At 42.2% G+C, this 16,774-nt stretch carries 15 protein-coding genes; 2 read left to right on the forward strand and 13 right to left on the reverse strand.

Translation table 11 applies throughout. The features are described 5' to 3' along the window. Positions 1-22: 22 nt before the first annotated feature. The 13 genes from ACNORC_RS04065 to ACNORC_RS04125 form a co-directional block, all read right to left on the reverse strand. Positions 23-1,420 (reverse strand): aminotransferase class V-fold PLP-dependent enzyme, encoded by a 1,398-nt coding sequence (locus tag ACNORC_RS04065; RefSeq protein ID WP_418334312.1) that lies wholly within the window; start codon positions 1,418-1,420, stop codon positions 23-25. 119 nt (positions 1,421-1,539) lie between these two features. After that, entirely contained in the window at positions 1,540-2,163 is a 624-nt protein-coding gene (locus ACNORC_RS04070) for a DUF6064 family protein (protein ID WP_418334313.1), read from the reverse strand. 81 nt (positions 2,164-2,244) lie between these two features. Then, complete coding sequence (locus ACNORC_RS04075; protein WP_418334314.1) at positions 2,245-4,614, reverse strand: heavy metal translocating P-type ATPase; 2,370 nt, start codon at positions 4,612-4,614, stop codon at positions 2,245-2,247. A gap of 142 nt (positions 4,615-4,756) precedes the next feature. Next, positions 4,757-5,344, reverse strand: coding sequence for a YceI family protein (locus ACNORC_RS04080; RefSeq protein ID WP_418334315.1), 588 nt, complete (start codon positions 5,342-5,344; stop codon positions 4,757-4,759). 19 nt (positions 5,345-5,363) lie between these two features. Further along, positions 5,364-5,585 carry a hypothetical protein gene (locus ACNORC_RS04085; protein WP_418334316.1) on the reverse strand — a complete coding sequence of 74 codons (222 nt, stop codon included), beginning with the start codon at positions 5,583-5,585 and terminating at the stop codon, positions 5,364-5,366. 60 nt (positions 5,586-5,645) lie between these two features. Further along, positions 5,646-6,863 (reverse strand): hypothetical protein, encoded by a 1,218-nt coding sequence (locus tag ACNORC_RS04090; RefSeq protein ID WP_418334317.1) that lies wholly within the window; start codon positions 6,861-6,863, stop codon positions 5,646-5,648. Positions 6,864-6,958: 95 nt separating this feature from the next. After that, entirely contained in the window at positions 6,959-9,244 is a 2,286-nt protein-coding gene (locus ACNORC_RS04095; protein ID WP_418334318.1) for a nitric-oxide reductase large subunit, read from the reverse strand. Between the two features lie 86 nt (positions 9,245-9,330). Then, the gene (gene ric, locus ACNORC_RS04100; protein WP_418334319.1) at positions 9,331-10,053 is read right to left on the reverse strand and encodes an iron-sulfur cluster repair di-iron protein; all 723 of its coding nucleotides are present in this window, start codon (positions 10,051-10,053) and stop codon (positions 9,331-9,333) included. A gap of 195 nt (positions 10,054-10,248) precedes the next feature. Next, entirely contained in the window at positions 10,249-11,058 is an 810-nt protein-coding gene (locus ACNORC_RS04105) for a universal stress protein (RefSeq protein ID WP_418334320.1), read from the reverse strand. Between the two features lie 98 nt (positions 11,059-11,156). Then, positions 11,157-12,209 (reverse strand): response regulator, encoded by a 1,053-nt coding sequence (locus ACNORC_RS04110; protein WP_418334322.1) that lies wholly within the window; start codon positions 12,207-12,209, stop codon positions 11,157-11,159. Next, positions 12,206-13,447 (reverse strand): PAS domain-containing sensor histidine kinase, encoded by a 1,242-nt coding sequence (locus tag ACNORC_RS04115; protein WP_418334323.1) that lies wholly within the window; start codon positions 13,445-13,447, stop codon positions 12,206-12,208. The genes ACNORC_RS04110 and ACNORC_RS04115 overlap by 4 nt, the downstream gene beginning before the upstream one ends. A 231-nt stretch (positions 13,448-13,678) precedes the next feature. Continuing rightward, a complete protein-coding gene (locus tag ACNORC_RS04120; protein ID WP_418334324.1) occupies positions 13,679-13,885 on the reverse strand; it encodes a hypothetical protein in 207 nt (68 codons plus the stop codon). Positions 13,886-14,005: 120 nt separating this feature from the next. Continuing rightward, positions 14,006-14,866, reverse strand: a complete 861-nt coding sequence (locus tag ACNORC_RS04125) for a universal stress protein (RefSeq protein ID WP_418334325.1) — start codon at positions 14,864-14,866, stop codon at positions 14,006-14,008. A gap of 168 nt (positions 14,867-15,034) precedes the next feature. Here ACNORC_RS04125 and rimP point away from each other — a divergent pair, with 168 nt between their 5' ends. Beyond that, the gene (gene rimP, locus ACNORC_RS04130) at positions 15,035-15,499 is read left to right on the forward strand and encodes a ribosome assembly cofactor RimP (RefSeq protein ID WP_418334326.1); all 465 of its coding nucleotides are present in this window, start codon (positions 15,035-15,037) and stop codon (positions 15,497-15,499) included. Positions 15,500-15,511: 12 nt separating this feature from the next. Continuing rightward, a complete protein-coding gene (gene nusA, locus ACNORC_RS04135; RefSeq protein WP_418334327.1) occupies positions 15,512-16,756 on the forward strand; it encodes a transcription termination factor NusA in 1,245 nt (414 codons plus the stop codon). Positions 16,757-16,774: the final 18 nt, after the last annotated feature.

Raw genomic sequence — 16,774 nt, forward strand, 5'->3', positions numbered from 1 at the left:
CAAAAGGCTAGAATGTATTTGCTCAGCTGTAAGTTTTGTCTTTCAAACTTTGCACAAAAGATATATAAGCATCCAGATCATTTTTGGTGGTGGCTAAACCTACAGAGATACGGGTGGCGCCGCGCATCTTGTGTAAATAACTGATCATGTCTTTGTAGTCTCCGGTTTTTCGCGAGGTAAAATACCGGGTCATTTCCTCGTTGGTGATGCAATTGGTAGTTTCATCCAGCCCGGGATTACAGAAGCAGCCCGAACGAACCGAAATTCTTTTGTCGTTCGCCAGTTCTTCAACTTTCTCAAAGTCGATCTTGGAGCCGTCCGGATTCTTAAAGCACATGATCATGGTGCCGCCGGTATTTTTTCTCTCCGGATGTCCAAAAATATCCAATTGTCGCTCCCCGGTACTGTGGCGTAATTCCTTAAGTTTTGGATATAAATAGTTCATCAAGGAAGCGATTCGCTCATTGATACGATCCATTCCTATGGATTCAATATAATCCAGCCCTATCTTCAATGCGGGAATATCTAAATAATTGATGGTTCCGTTTTCGAAGCGTTCGTGGTTATTGGTCAGAAAGTGGAATGGAGCTGCTGCCGAAGCAAGACTCACCGTGCCACCGGCAAACCATTTCTTTTCGAGTTTCGAAAAAGATGTCTTTTTGATAAAGAGGCAGCCAATTCCGGTAGGATATCCAAAGATCTTATAAAAGGAAATTGACACAAAGTCGGGTTGATGCTCCTTGAGATCAAGTTGCGAAGTGGGCACATAAGCAGCTGCGTCCAACAGCACATCCCATCCCATTTTCTGGGCTTCCCCGATCCACTTCAGATCGTGCTTGATCCCGGAGACATTTGACTGGGCGGGATAGGCAAACAGTTTATTTTTCTTTTCTGTCTCCCTGAGTTTCCGGATCAAAACCTCTTCTGAAACACTCAGGTCATCATGGTTCATGGGTACATATTCATGGGTACCGCCCGCATGATGACAATATTCCCTGATCCCGTTGACCGAATTGTGGTTGTCAGCAAAAAGTAAAAAATGTCCGTCTTTATTGAAGGCATAACATTCCCCCACTATTTTCAAAGCTCCTGAAGCATTTGCAGTAAAGACGCAGTAGTAATCTTCAGCATTAAAAAAGTCAATGACTTTTTTTCGGGCCTCTTCCACAAGATGAGTAGAGAACCTGGAAGTGGGATTCGTGGAATGCGGATTTCCGAATGTATTTTCGCTGAGGAGTTTATAATGCGTCTTTAATTGAGAGGTCGAGTAGAGGTTGCCGCCGGTATAATCCAGGTAGACATGATCATTTTTATCTAACCGGTCGTAATCCTTTGTGCGTAAAGATTCGAAAAAAGCATCATGAGCCAACTCAGTTCCTTTTTCCGCAGAAGTTCTCTTCTTGAAAAGTGATTTTATCATGGCAGGTTGTACTGTTCCTTATGAGGAATGGGAGTCTTACATATTACTGAACAAGTTACTTATTTTTCAGAAAATTAGGAGGAAAATCGGCTGACTATTTATAAACTGCTTCTGCTCTTTTATTTTCTTTTGATCAGATAAAAATTGGCGATTAATGCAGAGATGATCATTAGATAATCCTGGAAAACTCCAAAATTAGTTGCCGCGATAGTTCCAATTAAAGCCCACAATGTTGGGATGATCAACAAATGTTTTGGGAATTTAATATTCGTCAACATTAGAAAGCCAAAAGTGAAAATGGTCGTGGGGCAGGGTAGTCCCAGTGAAATTGTTTTTTCGAAAGATTCTTCGAGAAGGTAACCGATTGCAGGATATATCAATAATCCGGTGAGAATAATAATGTAACCAACATATTTCCACGACTCTGTTTTAAAGGAATACTCGAGTCTATTGCGGATTATTTCCCTTATAAATAAAAGGCCCTGAAGAATAAATAAGGCGCCAAAAATGTAAGCAGCATTATTTATTGAAGTAAAGAAATAGAGGTGATAGACGAGGCCTGTCCAAAACCAAAGAAATCCAAGAAATCCTGTAATAAAAGAATGTCTTATTTTCTTTTTCTTATGGAGCAGAAAAATTGCGACCACTCCCAATACAATAAAAATTAATTGTAGTGGAAAAACAGAGGTATTGTACCTTTCAAACACATTGAAGAATTCCTCAACTGTAAATGGTGTTTTCAAAGCCCCTACTTTTAATCTGATCTACATATAAATATAGCCAAAAAAACCTCTGGAAGATTGATGAGATACCAACATGTCTTCCTAAATTTTCCTTCCTAATAAGTTGGTGCAGAGGGTAGTAAAAGCTATGATGCTAATAGAACTTAAAGGCATCAGGATCGCTGCAATAATCGGCGATAGCTGGCCGGTGACTGCAAAATACAATCCTACAATATTGTAGAGAAAAGACATCAGCATACTAATTTTGATCACCTGCATTCCTTTTTTGGATGCCTTAATAAAAGCGAGAAGTTTGGGGAAGGCGGTTGCATCCAATATTGCATCACAGGCCGGGGAGAAGACGTTGACATTTTCTGAAAGGGCAATTCCCACTTCACTCTGCGCCAAAGCCCCTGCATCATTGAGTCCGTCTCCTACCATTACAGTTTTACGCCCTTGCTGCTGAAGTGCTTTGATGTATTCCAGTTTATCCTCCGGTTTCTGATTGAAAAGCATTTCTGTATGCTTCGGAAGTAATTTTTCAAGCCTCTCTTTTTCTCCTTTATTGTCGCCCGAAAGTATAGAAAGATGATATTCGGGAGCCAGATCCGCAAAGAGGTTTTCTACTCCTTCCCGGTATTCATTGAAAAAAATATAGCGGCCTTTGTATTCATTGTTCGCGCTGATGTGCACTGAAGTATTTAAAGTGGCAGTTTGGCCGGTGCTTCCGACGAATTCGGCTGAGCCAACCCGCATGGCCTGTTCCTTATAAACGGCTTCAATCCCTTTTCCGGTCACTTCGTTGAATTCTTCAGGCGCCTTAATGTCGTATTCTGCCAGCAGCTCATACAGGGTACGGCTCAATGGGTGATTGGAAGCTCTTAAAGTATTTTTCAAAAGACTTTCCTCTTCTGCAGTAAGGCTGATGCCTTCATAGCTTATGCTGCTTTTCTTGTTGGAAGTGATGGTGCCCGTTTTGTCGAATACCAGCGTATCGGCTTTTGCGAGCTGTTCGATCACCCCGGCATTTTTGAGGTAGAATTTCTTGTTGCCAAAGATGCGCAGCAAATTACCCAGAGTGAATGGGGTAGACATGGCCAGGGCACAGGGACATGCAATGATAAGCACCGCGGTAAAGACATTAATGGCTGTTTTTACATCAGTAAAAGCCCAGAAAGCGGTAGCCGAAAATGCAATTATCAGCAGCACAATAGTAAAATGCCTGCTGATTTTGTTGATTAGCGAAGTAAAGGAATCTTCTTTTCGGGTCTGGAAAACATCATTGCTCCACAACTGGGTGAGGTAACTTTGAGAAACCGATTTTAAAGCTTCCATTTCAATAATTCCGGAAACCTGTCTTCCCCCGGCGAACAGCTTGTCGCCCGACTCTTTGTGCACTGCCTCAGATTCTCCCGTCACAAAACTGTAATCGATCCTTGCCGTTCCATTGATAAGGATCCCGTCCACGGGAATGAGCTCTTCATTTCTTATGAGAATGCGGTCTCCTTTTTCGATCTCATTCACATGCACGCTTTCCTCTTTACCTTCGGAAGTTATCCGGGTAATACCTATTGGGAAATAGGATTTATAATCCCTCTCAAAAGAGAGAAAATTATAGGTCTTTTGCTGAAAGAATTTTCCGAGGGTAAGAAAGAAAACAAGTCCGGTAAGGCTGTCAAAGAAACCGGTACCCCAGTCAAAAGTGATCTCCAGCGTACTTCTCACGAAGAGCACGACCATTCCCAGCGCGAGCGGGACATCAATATTTAGAATTCCGGCGCGCAAACCTTTGTAAGCCGAAATAAAATAATCCTGTGCGGCATAGAACATCACCGGAAGGGAAAAGGAGAACATCAACCATCTGAAAAGGCCTTTATACTGGTCCAACCAGAATTCATTTACCTCAAAATACTCGGGAAAAGAAAGGAACATGACATTCCCAAACGCGAAACCCGCAACACCGAGTTTGTAAATGATACTGCGGTCGATCTTCTTTTTGCCGCCTTCATAGTCATCGAGACTTATGTAGGGTTCATAACCAATGCTGCTGAGGAACAAGACAAGATCTTTCAGGCTTAATCCTTCGGAATTATAAGTGACTCTAATGGTTTTCTTCGGAAAATCCACCTGCGAAGAGCTAATCTCGGGCCGCAGTTTATTGAGGTTCTCCAGGATCCAGATACAGGAGCTGCAGTGTATGTGCGGAATGTATAGTGAAACTACCTGGGTATCGCCGTCATTGAATTCCAGCAGCTTTTCAGCAATACTTTTATTGCTCAAAAAGTCGTATTTCCCTTCGAATTTTCCGGGGGCTGCACCGGGAGCGGCATCCAGGTCATAATAAGAGGCCAGACCGTTGTCTGAAAAGATCTCATATACTGTCTTACACCCGTTGCAACAGAATGATTTCTCGTCAAAAATAATGCGCGTCTTGATCGTATCACCGCAATGATAGCAAGATTGTTCCTCCATAAAAAAAATAATTGCTCGTGCTGCAAATATTGAAAATGAGTGCCTTAGAAAATATGATCTTGATCAGGCTTTTTTGAATTGGAGGCGTTCCGATTCGCAGACTATCCTGAACAAGGCAGAGTATTCCAATTAGAAACTATGGTTATTCCTGTTTTGTAAAAATGAGGTTGAAAGTTACATTAACCGCGTTGTCAGCTTTCAGTAATCCAAATAGGGCTTTTGGAGGCTCGATCCCAAAATAGCTCATCTCGAGATCTTTGGAGCCGGACAGAATTATTCTGTTGTCATGTATTTTAATCTCAATTTCCACAGGAACCGGCTTACGGTTCCCGGCAACCGTGAGATAACCTTCTATTGTTCCCGTACAATCGGATGTGTTGCAATTAAGGTCTTTCAGGTTTTGCAGATCGTATTGAATGTGTTTGTAAAGGTCTGTTTGCAGGGCTTCATGGGCATCTTCGTTCATGCCTTCTTTTTCCCCGCGTAAGTTCTGGGCGTCAATTAAGAGTTGCAAAAAGGTAATATTTTGCAGCTCTTCATCCTGGAATTCGGCAGTTAGTTTTCCTTCCATTTTTTCAGCCTTCATTTCCCAATCATGAAGGGTAGAGGAACCTTCTACCTGCAGTTGTGATGCATCGGGAACCAGCACAAAGCTTTGGGCAGGACATAAAAAAACGCCGCCTGCCAAAAAAAGCATTAAAAGCAGCTTTTTATAAAGTCCCGTGATCATTTTTTAAGAAGCTAATTGTTCATTCTCTCCCAATAGGATGGTCTTCATACCAATCGTCGAAGGTCTTTTCGGTTGAATAATTATCGGTAAGTACTTTGTAGACGGTAAGCAGCCACCAGGCTTGCCCGGCAACCACAGTGTACAAAATTACATCATACCTCACGTTGTAATAGACCATAATGCCTACTGCAGCCAGGAGGATGCTGGAAATGACAATATAGAATAGTACCGGAATTCTCATATGAAAATATAAGAAACCTCGGCGCCTACTTAAGTTAAGGGACTACTAAATGAGAATTTTTTAGGACAAGTGTTGGTTTTTTGTTAACAGGCTTTTGAAGAACATAATCCCAATAGAAAGGGGTAGCAGACTACTTACCGCTACGAGGACCACGAAATATTCTGCGAAAACTGGAATGCCTGCCCACACAGAAATTCCTTTGTAAAAGATAAAAGCTTCGGAAAGTACAAAGCCTGCAAAATAGATCCAAAATGCCATTTTTGGCACCTTATACAACCGGGCAAGCCACAAAAAAGCGAACAGGCTAAGACTTACCACTCCCAGGAACGTCCAATGCAGATATCCTATGACAAAGTCGGGAAAACTGAAGGCGAGATCGGCGAAGTAGGGAATAGCAGAAAGCAATTGAAGCAGGATCTTTCCCGCCAGCAGAATTCCGCTTATTAATAGTAGCAATTTGACAAATGAAGGAAAGTCGAACCGTCTGTCCTGCCAGAAGTTCCGAAGGATCTTGAAAAGATCGGCAAAAGCGAGCAGCTGTATAATGGCTCCTGATCCCGCTAAAACGTAGAAGATCCAGTGAGGTTTAACCCACAGTACAGACAGGAAGAACGACAGGATAACTCCGGTATTGAGCAGGTAGAAAAAGCGGTCGAATACTCTTTTTTTGGGTAGCAGTACCCTTTTCTCCAGGAAATAAAAAAGAATTCCGCATAAGGCGAAAATGAACCAGGCGTTGTATTGAAAATGCAGGTAAAAGTAAATGGCCATATTGTACCAGATGGAATCCTTGCCCAGAGTTGCCATAACTCCTCCCAATGCCCACGGCCCTACACTTGAAAACACGAGGTACCACAATGCCGCTTTAATGAGTCTAAAGGAATAGGTGTTGCGGACCTCTTCCGAAGTTCTTTTTAGAACGAACCAGGTGAAGAGATAGGAGGCGAACAGAAAAAGTGTTGAAAAGGTAATAGAGTAGAGGGCGTAGCCGGTAAAAGGAAAAGTAAACAACATTCCAAGCAGGGTGATCTGTGTAAACCAAAAAATGCGCCGGTAAGTTTTAGCCTTTTCGCCTTCGGGAAAGTAAAGTTTATAAATAAGAGTCGTTAGGGCAATGTAAACCCAGCCTAAAAGTGCTATATGGCTGTGCGCGTGCACCACATACCGGTAATTCGCTGGAATTGCAGTCACAAAGAAAGAGCGTAAAAAAAGTCCCAGTAAACCTACAAGGAAAAAGTAACCTAGTGCAATTCTGGTGTGCGCCTTTAAATTGATCATGTGCTAAAATACATAATTTGAGATTTTAATGGAGGCCCAAAAAAAAAGCTGCCCGGAATGTTTCCGGACAGCCTTCAGAACTCAATTTAAAACAATTAATAAACTTCTTCGGGGATCTGCTCCTCTTCGGTAACACGTTCTTCAACAGCTTTTTTTCTTTTGCTGTCAAGGCTAAATACGAACCACACAAAGGCGACCAGTCCCACGGCAAATACTGTATCTCCAATTACTCGGAGCCACCTAAGGGTGTCCATCCCCGGTTGCTGCATGAATTCCGCAGAACGTGCATACCACATTCCTTCGTTCACGCTGGCTACCGTTTGTAACAGTCCTATTGGAAGTACGCTCAATAAAACCATTAGCAGCAATCCAATATTGATCGACCAGAAGGAGAACCTCAGTAGTTTTTCGTTCCATACCTGTACTCGGTACATGCTACGTAACACGAACATCATAAGGCCGATTCCAAGCATTCCGTAAACGCCGAACAGCGCGGTGTGAGCATGTACAGCTGTGGTGTTCAGCCCCTGCATGTAGTAAAGTGCAATTGGTGGATTGATCACAAATCCGAAGATCCCGGCACCCAGGAAGTTCCAGAAAGCCACTGCCACGAGGCAGTAAATAGGCCATTTATAATCGGCTATCCATTTAGTCGCTTTGCTCAGGCGGTAATTTTCATAAGCTTCAAAACCTATCAATACCAGCGGTACTACTTCCAGTGCACTAAAAGTAGCTCCAAGGGCCATTACAGCCGTAGGTGTTCCTGTAAAATACAGGTGGTGGAAAGTTCCTAAAATACCTCCTGATAAGAAGATCACAGTTGCTAAAAGCACGCCTAATGTAGCCGTTTTTGTTCTTAAGAGTCCCAGCCTTACGAAAAGGAAAGCACCTACTACAGTAGCAAAAACCTCGAAGAAGCCTTCTACCCAAAGGTGCACTACCCACCAGCGCCAATATTCAGCAATGGCAAGATTTGTTTGTCTTCCCCACATTAGCCCGGCGGCATAGAATAAGGCAATGGCGGCTGAGGAAACAAGGAACATCAATAAGAGATTCCTTTCGGAAGTTTTCTTTTTAAGAACCGGTATAAGTGGACGGGTCATTAGAGCCAGCCAAAGGAACAGTCCAACGAGCAGGAATATTTGCCAGAACCTTCCCAGGTCTACATACTCATATCCCTGGTGTCCAAACCAAAAGTTCTCAGTAAGCCCCAGTTTCTGCATCACACCCATCCATTGTCCTGCCATAGATCCGGCCACAATTATAAGGAGACAGATAAAGAGAAAATTCACTCCGAGCTTTTGAAATTTTGGGTCCCTTCCTGAAACGGCCGGTGCAATATATAGTCCTGTGGCGAGCCAGGCTGTGGCTATCCATAGTATCCCCAGTTGCACGTGCCAGGTTCGGGAGATGGAATAAGGTAGAACTTTAGCGAGATCCAGTCCGTAGAAAGCGTCTCCTTCCACTCCGTAGTGTGCGGTGATCACCCCAAAGGTCATCTGTACCAGGATGAGCAAACTTACCACCCAAAGGTACTTTTTGACAGCTCGCATGGATGGAGTTATTGTCTGCCGCATAAGTGGATCTTCTACAGGCATATCCAGCTCCTCATTATTTTTCATTTTTACGTGGTAGAAGACCATAACTCCTATTCCAAAGAGTAGCAAGATGATACTAAAACCTGTCCAGATAAGTAGGTCTCCGGTAGGTTTATTTCCAACCAGATCCTCTGGTGGCCAGTTATGGGTATAGCTTACTTTGCTTCCGGGCCTTTCGGTCACGGTAGCCCAGGTTGCCCAGAAGAAGAAGCTGCTCATTTGCCGCATGCGGGCTTCATCTTTAATTGCGTTCTTCGGAATGGCATAACTTGCCCTAAGCTCATTCAGCTCAGGGTTTTCCATGAAAAGGCCTTTGTAATATTCATGCAAATTTTTTACTGCCCTTGCTCTTAAAGGTGAGACAGTGATAGTATTGCTGGCTTCGTCATAAGTGTTCTTACGAAGTTCCAGTTGCAGACGTCTCTCTAAAGCCGCCTTTTGCTCACTGTTGAGTTCATCGTAAGTTGAACCATAGTCCTTATTAGCCCAATAATTAAGCATGTACAGGGACTCCCTGTGCAGCCAGTCTGCGGTCCAGTCTGGTGCGGTATAAGCTCCGTGGCCCCAAATGGAACCTACTTCCTGTCCACCCATACTTTGCCACACATTCTGACCGTCGAGGATATCCTGCCCGTCAAAAAGCAGTTGGCCGTCGGTGGTTACCACTTTTGCAGGGCGTGGAGGTGCTTTTTGATAGATCTCAAAACCGTAATAACCAAGTACGGCAAAGGAGACAGAGACCACCAGGAGAAAAGCGATCCAGAGTTTTCTTTCTTTTGTCATTTTTGAAGATTTAGGAAACCGGCCCCAGAATAAATTAGCAAGAGTAGAGAGGCCGGTTTCAGGTTAGATTAAAAAGAAGGTTTGTATTATGAATTAAGTTCTTTTTCCAGTTGCAGGGCTTTCGGGAATAAAATGTTATTCTCAAGGTGGACGTGTTGGTGCAGGTCTTGCTCGAACTCTTCCAGTTTGGAGTAGAAGGCCCGGTAGGTATTACAAGCTTCTTCGGGAGGGGTGTAATTATTACTTAGAACTGATATCAGGCGCAGGATCTCCCCGGCACCTTCGTGCTCTTCTTCCATCATCTTAATAGGATTGTCAACAGTGCCAAACGGAGCCTGAGGAGCCTCTGAATTTTCCTTTTTTGCTTGTACTAATTTCTTGACGAAGGGGAACAGGATCAACTCTTCCTTCTTCATGTGCGCACTCAATTCTCCTGCAACCTCTTTTACCAGGCTTTTTATCTCTAACAGCTCTTTATAATGATGTCCGTGCACATCTGCTACTCTTTCAGAATACTGCAGCAAGAGTGGGATGCTCTCTGCTACATAAGTATGGTGCACGTTCACAATATGGTCTATCAAAAAGTCCAGTTCCCAGCTGTTATAGTTGGTAGCGCGGGAATCACTTTTGTCTACCTGCAGCAGTTCCTGTACGAGAAGATCATAATCTACATTGGCTTTCTGGCAGGCTTTTTCAATGCTGATGCCACCACCACAGCAAAAATCTATTCCGTGTTTTTTGAAGATGTGGGCAGTCTTGATGTTCTCTGTCACCATGTCTGCAACTGTTTTGGACTCTAAAGCTTTCATATATTTCGGTTTTGTTTGTTATTGGATTATGGTACAAAGATGAGCCTTAGGTAGTTGGTGGTTTATGAGTCTGGTCATAAAGCAGACAAAATTGTCCTAAAATGTTCTAAAAAGGGCAAAAAAAAGAGGGCGTTCCGGTTAGGAACGCCCTCTTCAGGTTACAAACTAATATATACAAATTTAAAAAACGCCTATTTATCCATGTAAAACCAGCAATGGCAATTGGTTGATAAATGGAATATCATTCTGGTCATTGTGCAGGAACTTCTGGCAAAGGTTGAGGTTCTTGGCTGCCAGTACTATCATGTCAACGTTGCGGTTCGCCACAAAGATCTTCACCGGACTTTGCTCCTTGGAAGTGTAATAGGTCTGTAAGACCGGGATACGTGGGGAAAATGAATCCTGAAGGAATTCCCGGTTCTCTACCTGTTCTTTTGAAGGCTCTCTTTCGGTGTTGAAGATCTCCAGGATCTTCACATTGGCATTTGAAAGGGAGGTAAGATTAAGGAGGGTCCGTAGCATTTTGCTTCCGTAGTGGATCTTGTAATCTGTTGGGAAGAGGATCTCTTTGTGCTCCTTAAACGATGCATTTTCAGAAATTGCCAGGACAGGACAGCGCACCTTCATCATGACGTCTGAAGTGTTTTTGCCAATCACCACTCCCTGTTTATTGCTTTTTCCTTTTGTGCCCATCAAGATAAGGTCGATCTTTTTCTCCTGTACTTTCTCTCTTACGGCATCTATCAAATAATCGGCTTTAAAACAGGTGTGGAACTTATGTTCCGGATTTCTCTTAATGCTGTTGAGCCAATCCAAAAGCTCTTCAAACTTATCTTTGACAGCGGGTGACATGCTCATATAACCAGTAACCAGCTTATCTGCAGGGACAGTGATCACGTGCAAAAAATAAAAATTGCACGGAGTGTCCTTAAAGAACTCGATCGCGTACTTCGCCGCATTCCTCGAATTCGCAGAAAAATCAGTGGGCAAAAGGATATTCATCATCAGTCACATCTATTTTACCTTGCAAAAATAGACTGCAGGCTGAGTGAAAAAAATGATGAAAGTCAGTTATTGATTTATTAGAAGGAATTGCCTGTTCTTTAGCTGATTCGCTTAAGAGCTTCTACATTGAGAAGTTTGATGTTTCGGCCTTCAATTTCCAACAAACCTTCCTTTTTAAAATCTGAAAGGGTACGTATAAGGGTTTCTGAAGCCATACCTGCCACACTGGCGAGATCACTTCTTGAGATCCTGATACTTTGGGTTGGATGCCGGCGAATTTTTTGAGAAAATAAAAGTATCGTACGGGCCGCTTTTTTGCGAACCGACCCATAGGCCATTTCGAGAAGCTGCTCCTTTATACCGGCGATATTATCACCCATTACATCAATAAGTTCGAGTGTGATGTTGCTGTTGGTGACAAGGATCTCTTTTAGGTCCTCTTTGGAAATGGCATAAATGCGCGTGTCTTCCATAGCAGTGGCATATTCTTCATGTGCCATGTGCTTTTTAAATGAAGTATTTCCGAAGAAGTCTCCTTCCTTATAGATAGAGGTAATAAGTTCTTTTCCGTATTCATCCATACGGTGGCTCTTTACTACACCCTTGTCTATATAAAAGAACTGATTGCTCTGTTTCCCTTCTTCGTAGATGGTCTCTCCTCCTTTATAGTTCTGCTCCTCGTATTCCTTCATCATTTCCCTAAGGTCATTAAGGGAAGTAATGCGATTTTCAAACTCTGCAGGTTGTGAGGTTTTATTCTTTTCCTGAATTTTATTCAGAATGGCCACTTTAGCAAGCCGGCTTTCTATAGCACTCATCAACTCCTCTTCCTCGAAGGGTTTGGTGAGGTAATCATCTGCCCCAAGGTCCATACCTTTGCGAATGTCTTTATGTTCGGTCTTTGCCGAAAGAAAGATAAAAGGAATGTGCTGTGTAGCAGGATCGTTTGCCAGCGACTGAAGTACTCCGTAACCATCCATTTCGGGCATCATAATGTCACACACCACAATATCGGGAATCTCTTTTTTGGCTAGAGCAACTCCAGATTTACCATTGGCAGCGGTGATCACATTATATTCTGCCAGTTCAAGGAGTTCTGCAGTATTTTCACGTACCACAGTATCATCTTCTATAAATAAAACTTTCTTCATTCTTTAATAATAGGTAATTCTACAATAAATTCAGTTCCCTTGTTTTCTTCACTGGTAAAGTGAATGGTTCCTCCAAGGTTTTCAAGATGAACCTTAGCAATATTAAGGCCAATTCCTGTTCCCTGGTTTAGAAGTGCATTCTCTGCCCTAAAATATCTTTCAAAAATATGTTTCTGGTCCTTTTTTGGAATTCCCATACCTTCATCTGTGACCTTAAAGGCAATGCGGTCACCTTTGATCTCTATGTCAAAATATATAAGTGTATTCTCAGGAGAGTATTTGATGGCGTTGCTCAAAAGATTTGAAAGCACCAGTTCGAGGATCTTTTCGTCCTGCTGTAGTGTGATGTTCTCGATATTGCGTGGGTACTGTATCTCCTGTCCACTCTTTAGAGTAACGTTAGCGTTGTAGACCACTTCATTAATAAGCTTGCTTAAGCTGAAGGTGGAGAATTTATAACTCACTTTTCCACTTTCCAGTCTTTCTATAGATAGGAAATCATTCAGAATATTGTCGAGGTAATGCACCTTACTCTTTATGGTGTTGAGGTGTTTTTCTCTTTTGTCCTGTTGTTCCTCCAGTTTGTATTTACCGGCAAGTACTACCGAGGTAAGGATACCGCTCAGCGGAGTCTTGAATTCGTGAGAGACCAGAGAAAGAAACTTGGTCTTGAGCTCGTTTAATTCTTTTTCTTTCTGAAGGGCGTTCTTGATACGGTTTTCAGCTTCTTTACGTCTTTTTACCTCCTGCTCAAGATTCCTGTTGGTGCTCCTTAATTTCTGAATGCTCTCTTCCAGCTCCTTTGTGCGGATCTTTATCTTGCTTTCCAACTGCATGTTGAGTTCCTTGATCTGGCGCTGTGCTTCCTTTCGCACAGAAATATCAATGATCAGGGACATCACATAGGTCTCTTCGCCCATCTTGAAAGGGTTAAGACCGGCTTCTACAGGGAATTCCTCACCGTTTTTCTTTACACCATAAAGATCACGGCCATGGCCCATTTGCCTTTTTTGGCTATCGTCCAGAAAACCTTTGAAATGTTGGGGATGGGCTGCTTTATACTTGCTTGGAATTAGTACATTGAGAGGCTTTCCTTTCAATTCCCCTTTTTCATAACCAAACATAGTGTCAGCAGCTACGTTGCTGCTTACAATTGTTTGAGATGCGTCGACAACAATAATACCTTCTGAAGCTGCTTCAAAAAGCACATTGAACACATTCTCATCCTTTTCAAACATAGATAATAATTCTCGCATATTCGGGGAAAGCAGATCTTTCCATCAATTACTCAAGGGCCAAATTTACATAATTTCGGCAAACTTGTCCTTAATTGTTGAAATAGCTGAAAAACCAGTAAGCCAGATGATTTTTATAAAAAAAGATCCGGTGAAAAGTTTCACCGGATCTTCCATTGTAGTCTTACAAATTGTTCTCCTTCTAACATCTACTCTTGCGATGTAAGACTACAATTAGCCTTCTGCTTCATCTTCTGCTGAAACGTAATCTTTGTCTGCCGGGAGCACATTAGTAGCTAATTTGGTCACACCCATAGCTATAAGTATAGCGGTGATCACAAATAATAAAAATTTTACTACCAGACTTTCTTCCAGAACACTGCTGTAAAAGGTCAAAATGATTTCAATTGCCACAAATGCTAATTGAAAGCTGATTTTCAACACCATATAATTTTTAATTCCGAGCTAAATATACTGCGGTCGAATATTATTTAGAGGAAGAAAATTAAGGTTTGACTCAAATTTAACGAGTGCAGGTAGAAAGGTTAAAAAAATTTGCTTTTACGGAAATACCTTTTTGTTCTCAGGTTTTTGAAGTCTGAAGGTTATCACAGGAATTTTTGAATGGTTGACCAGGTCTTCACTAATGCTTCCGTTAAAGAAGTGGGAGAGACCTTTGCGACCGTGTGTGGCTATACCAATGAGGTCTGCATTCATTTTATTGGCGAAGTTCATAATTCCCTGCTCTACAGAATCGTCATTGTAGACATGGAATTCGTAATTGTCAAAATCACTTCCTTCCAGGAATTTCTCAAGGTATTCATCTGTTTCTTTTGAAGTAATGAATTCGTTCGCGGTATTAATATAGACCAGGTGCAGTTTTGCTTCCATAAGCTGGGCAAAGGCGATCACCTTTTTGAGTGTCTTTTTATTGTGGTTGTCCAGATTGGTGGCAAAAATGAAATTTTTGATCTTTAATTCTCCCGGATCTTTTTTGATGACCAGGACGGGAATGTCTGAGGTGCGTACCACCTTTTCTGTGTTAGATCCTATGAACATCTCCTTGAATCCGCTGGCGCCCTGGGAACCCATGACGATGAAATCACAACCGTGTTCACGGCTGGTCTCAATTATTCCCTCAAAGGCCTGGTGAAATTCCACGGTCTCATGCACCTTTAAACCCTTCAGGTAAGGCTGGGAAAGGATCTCTGTAAATCGCTTTTTTGCGAGCTTCATGAAAAAGAGAGCTTCAGGCAGGTCACTGCTGCGGTTACTTCCAACGGGATTGACCATTTGCAGTGGCAATTCCAGCATGTGCAACAGGTAAATTTCACCGTTGAATCTTCTGGCAAGATTGGCGGCTACTTTTAAGGCGTTCTCGGCCTGCTCTGAAAAGTCGGTTGGGACTAGGATCTTTTTCATAAAAGGTTGGTAATTAAGTAAGGTTGATATAGTTATAAAACTACAAATATTTTTTCATTCAAAATCTTGTTTTCGTTCTGTAAAAATATTACTATATTTGCACCGTTGAAGCGAAAAATGAACAACGAGGGGACCGAAAGTCCCCTCTTTTTATAGTCAGAATCGGGGATGCTTAGAGAGAAAGTAGAAAATTTGCTGCAGGAGGCGTTTGAAGAAAATAATTCGTTATTTTTAATAGAATTAAACATTGATAACGCTAACCATATCAGTGTGGTGATCGATGGCGACAACGGGGTGAGTGTAAATGACTGCATTGCCGTAAGCCGCAAGATCGAACATAATCTCGACCGGGACGAAGAAGATTTTTCTCTTGATGTCGCTTCGGCGGGAGTTTCGCAACCCCTGACCATGCCCAGACAGTATCGCAAGAATATTGGGAGAAGACTGGCTGTCACTACCACTTCCGGAGAAAAATTTGAAGGAGAGCTGGTGAAGATGGAAGATGATAAAATTACCCTTACCTGGAAGACCAGGGAACCAAAACCGGTAGGAAAAGGTAAGGTCACCGTAACAAAAGAAGCTGTGTTGCCTTTAGAGGATATAAAGGAGGCAAAAGTGAAAATAACTTTTTAACAGACAAATGATATGGAAAATATCGCGTTGATAGAATCGTTTTCAGAGTTTAAGGATGATAAGCTCATTGACAGGGTAACCCTGATGGCGATCCTGGAAGATGTATTTAGGAATGCTTTGAAAAAGAAGTATGGGGAAGACGATAACTTTGATATTATTGTGAACCCTGACAAAGGAGATTTGGAGATCTGGAGAAACCGTGTAGTGGTAGCTGATGGAGAAGTGGAAGATCCAAATCAGGAAATATCCCTTTCTGAAGCAAGAAAGATCGAACCCGATTTCGAGGTAGGTGAGGATGTTTCAGAAGAAGTGAAGTTGATCGATCTTGGTCGTCGTTCTATTTTGGCATTGCGTCAGAATTTGATCTCTAAGATCCACGAGCACGATAATACCAACATTTATAAGCAGTTCAAGGAACTTGAAGGAGAGATCTATACTGCTGAGGTACACCACATTCGTCACCGTGCAATAATCCTGTTGGATGACGAAGGGAATGAAATTATTCTTCCGAAGGACCGACAAATACCATCAGACTTTTTCCGTAAAGGAGAAAACGTACGCGGTATTATTGAGAGCGTAGAGTTGAAAGGAAATAAACCTGCTATTATTATGTCAAGGACTTCTCCTTTATTTTTGGAGAAATTGTTCGAGCAGGAGATCCCGGAAGTATTTGATGGACTGATCACTGTTAAGAAAGTAGTAAGGATCCCAGGTGAAAAAGCGAAAGTAGCTGTTGACTCTTATGATGATCGTATCGATCCTGTAGGAGCCTGTGTGGGGATGAAAGGTTCAAGAATCCACAGTATTGTTAGAGAACTGGGGAATGAAAACATTGATGTCATCAATTACACCACCAATAACCAGTTATTGATCACCCGTGCACTTAGTCCGGCAAAGATCACTTCACTTAAGATAGATGAAGAGAACAAGCGGGCTGAGGTGATGTTGAAACCTGAAGAAGTTTCAAAAGCAATTGGACGTGGCGGTCATAATATAAGATTGGCAGGACAATTGACAGGATATGAAATAGATGTCTTTAGAGAAGGAGTCGAAGAAGACGTTGAATTAAGAGAATTTGCTGATGAGATCGAAGACTGGGTGATCGAAGAGTTCGCCAAGATAGGTCTTGATACAGCAAAAAGTATTCTTGAGCAGGATGTTGATGATCTTGTGAGAAGAACTGACCTTGAAGAAGAGACTATTCGCGAAGTAATGAAAGTACTACGTGAGGAATTTGAAGAGGAAGAAAATAATTAAGAATAAAAAGAGGATAAT

The organism is Salinimicrobium soli (genome assembly GCF_048323655.1).
GTDB lineage: Bacteria > Bacteroidota > Bacteroidia > Flavobacteriales > Flavobacteriaceae > Salinimicrobium > Salinimicrobium soli.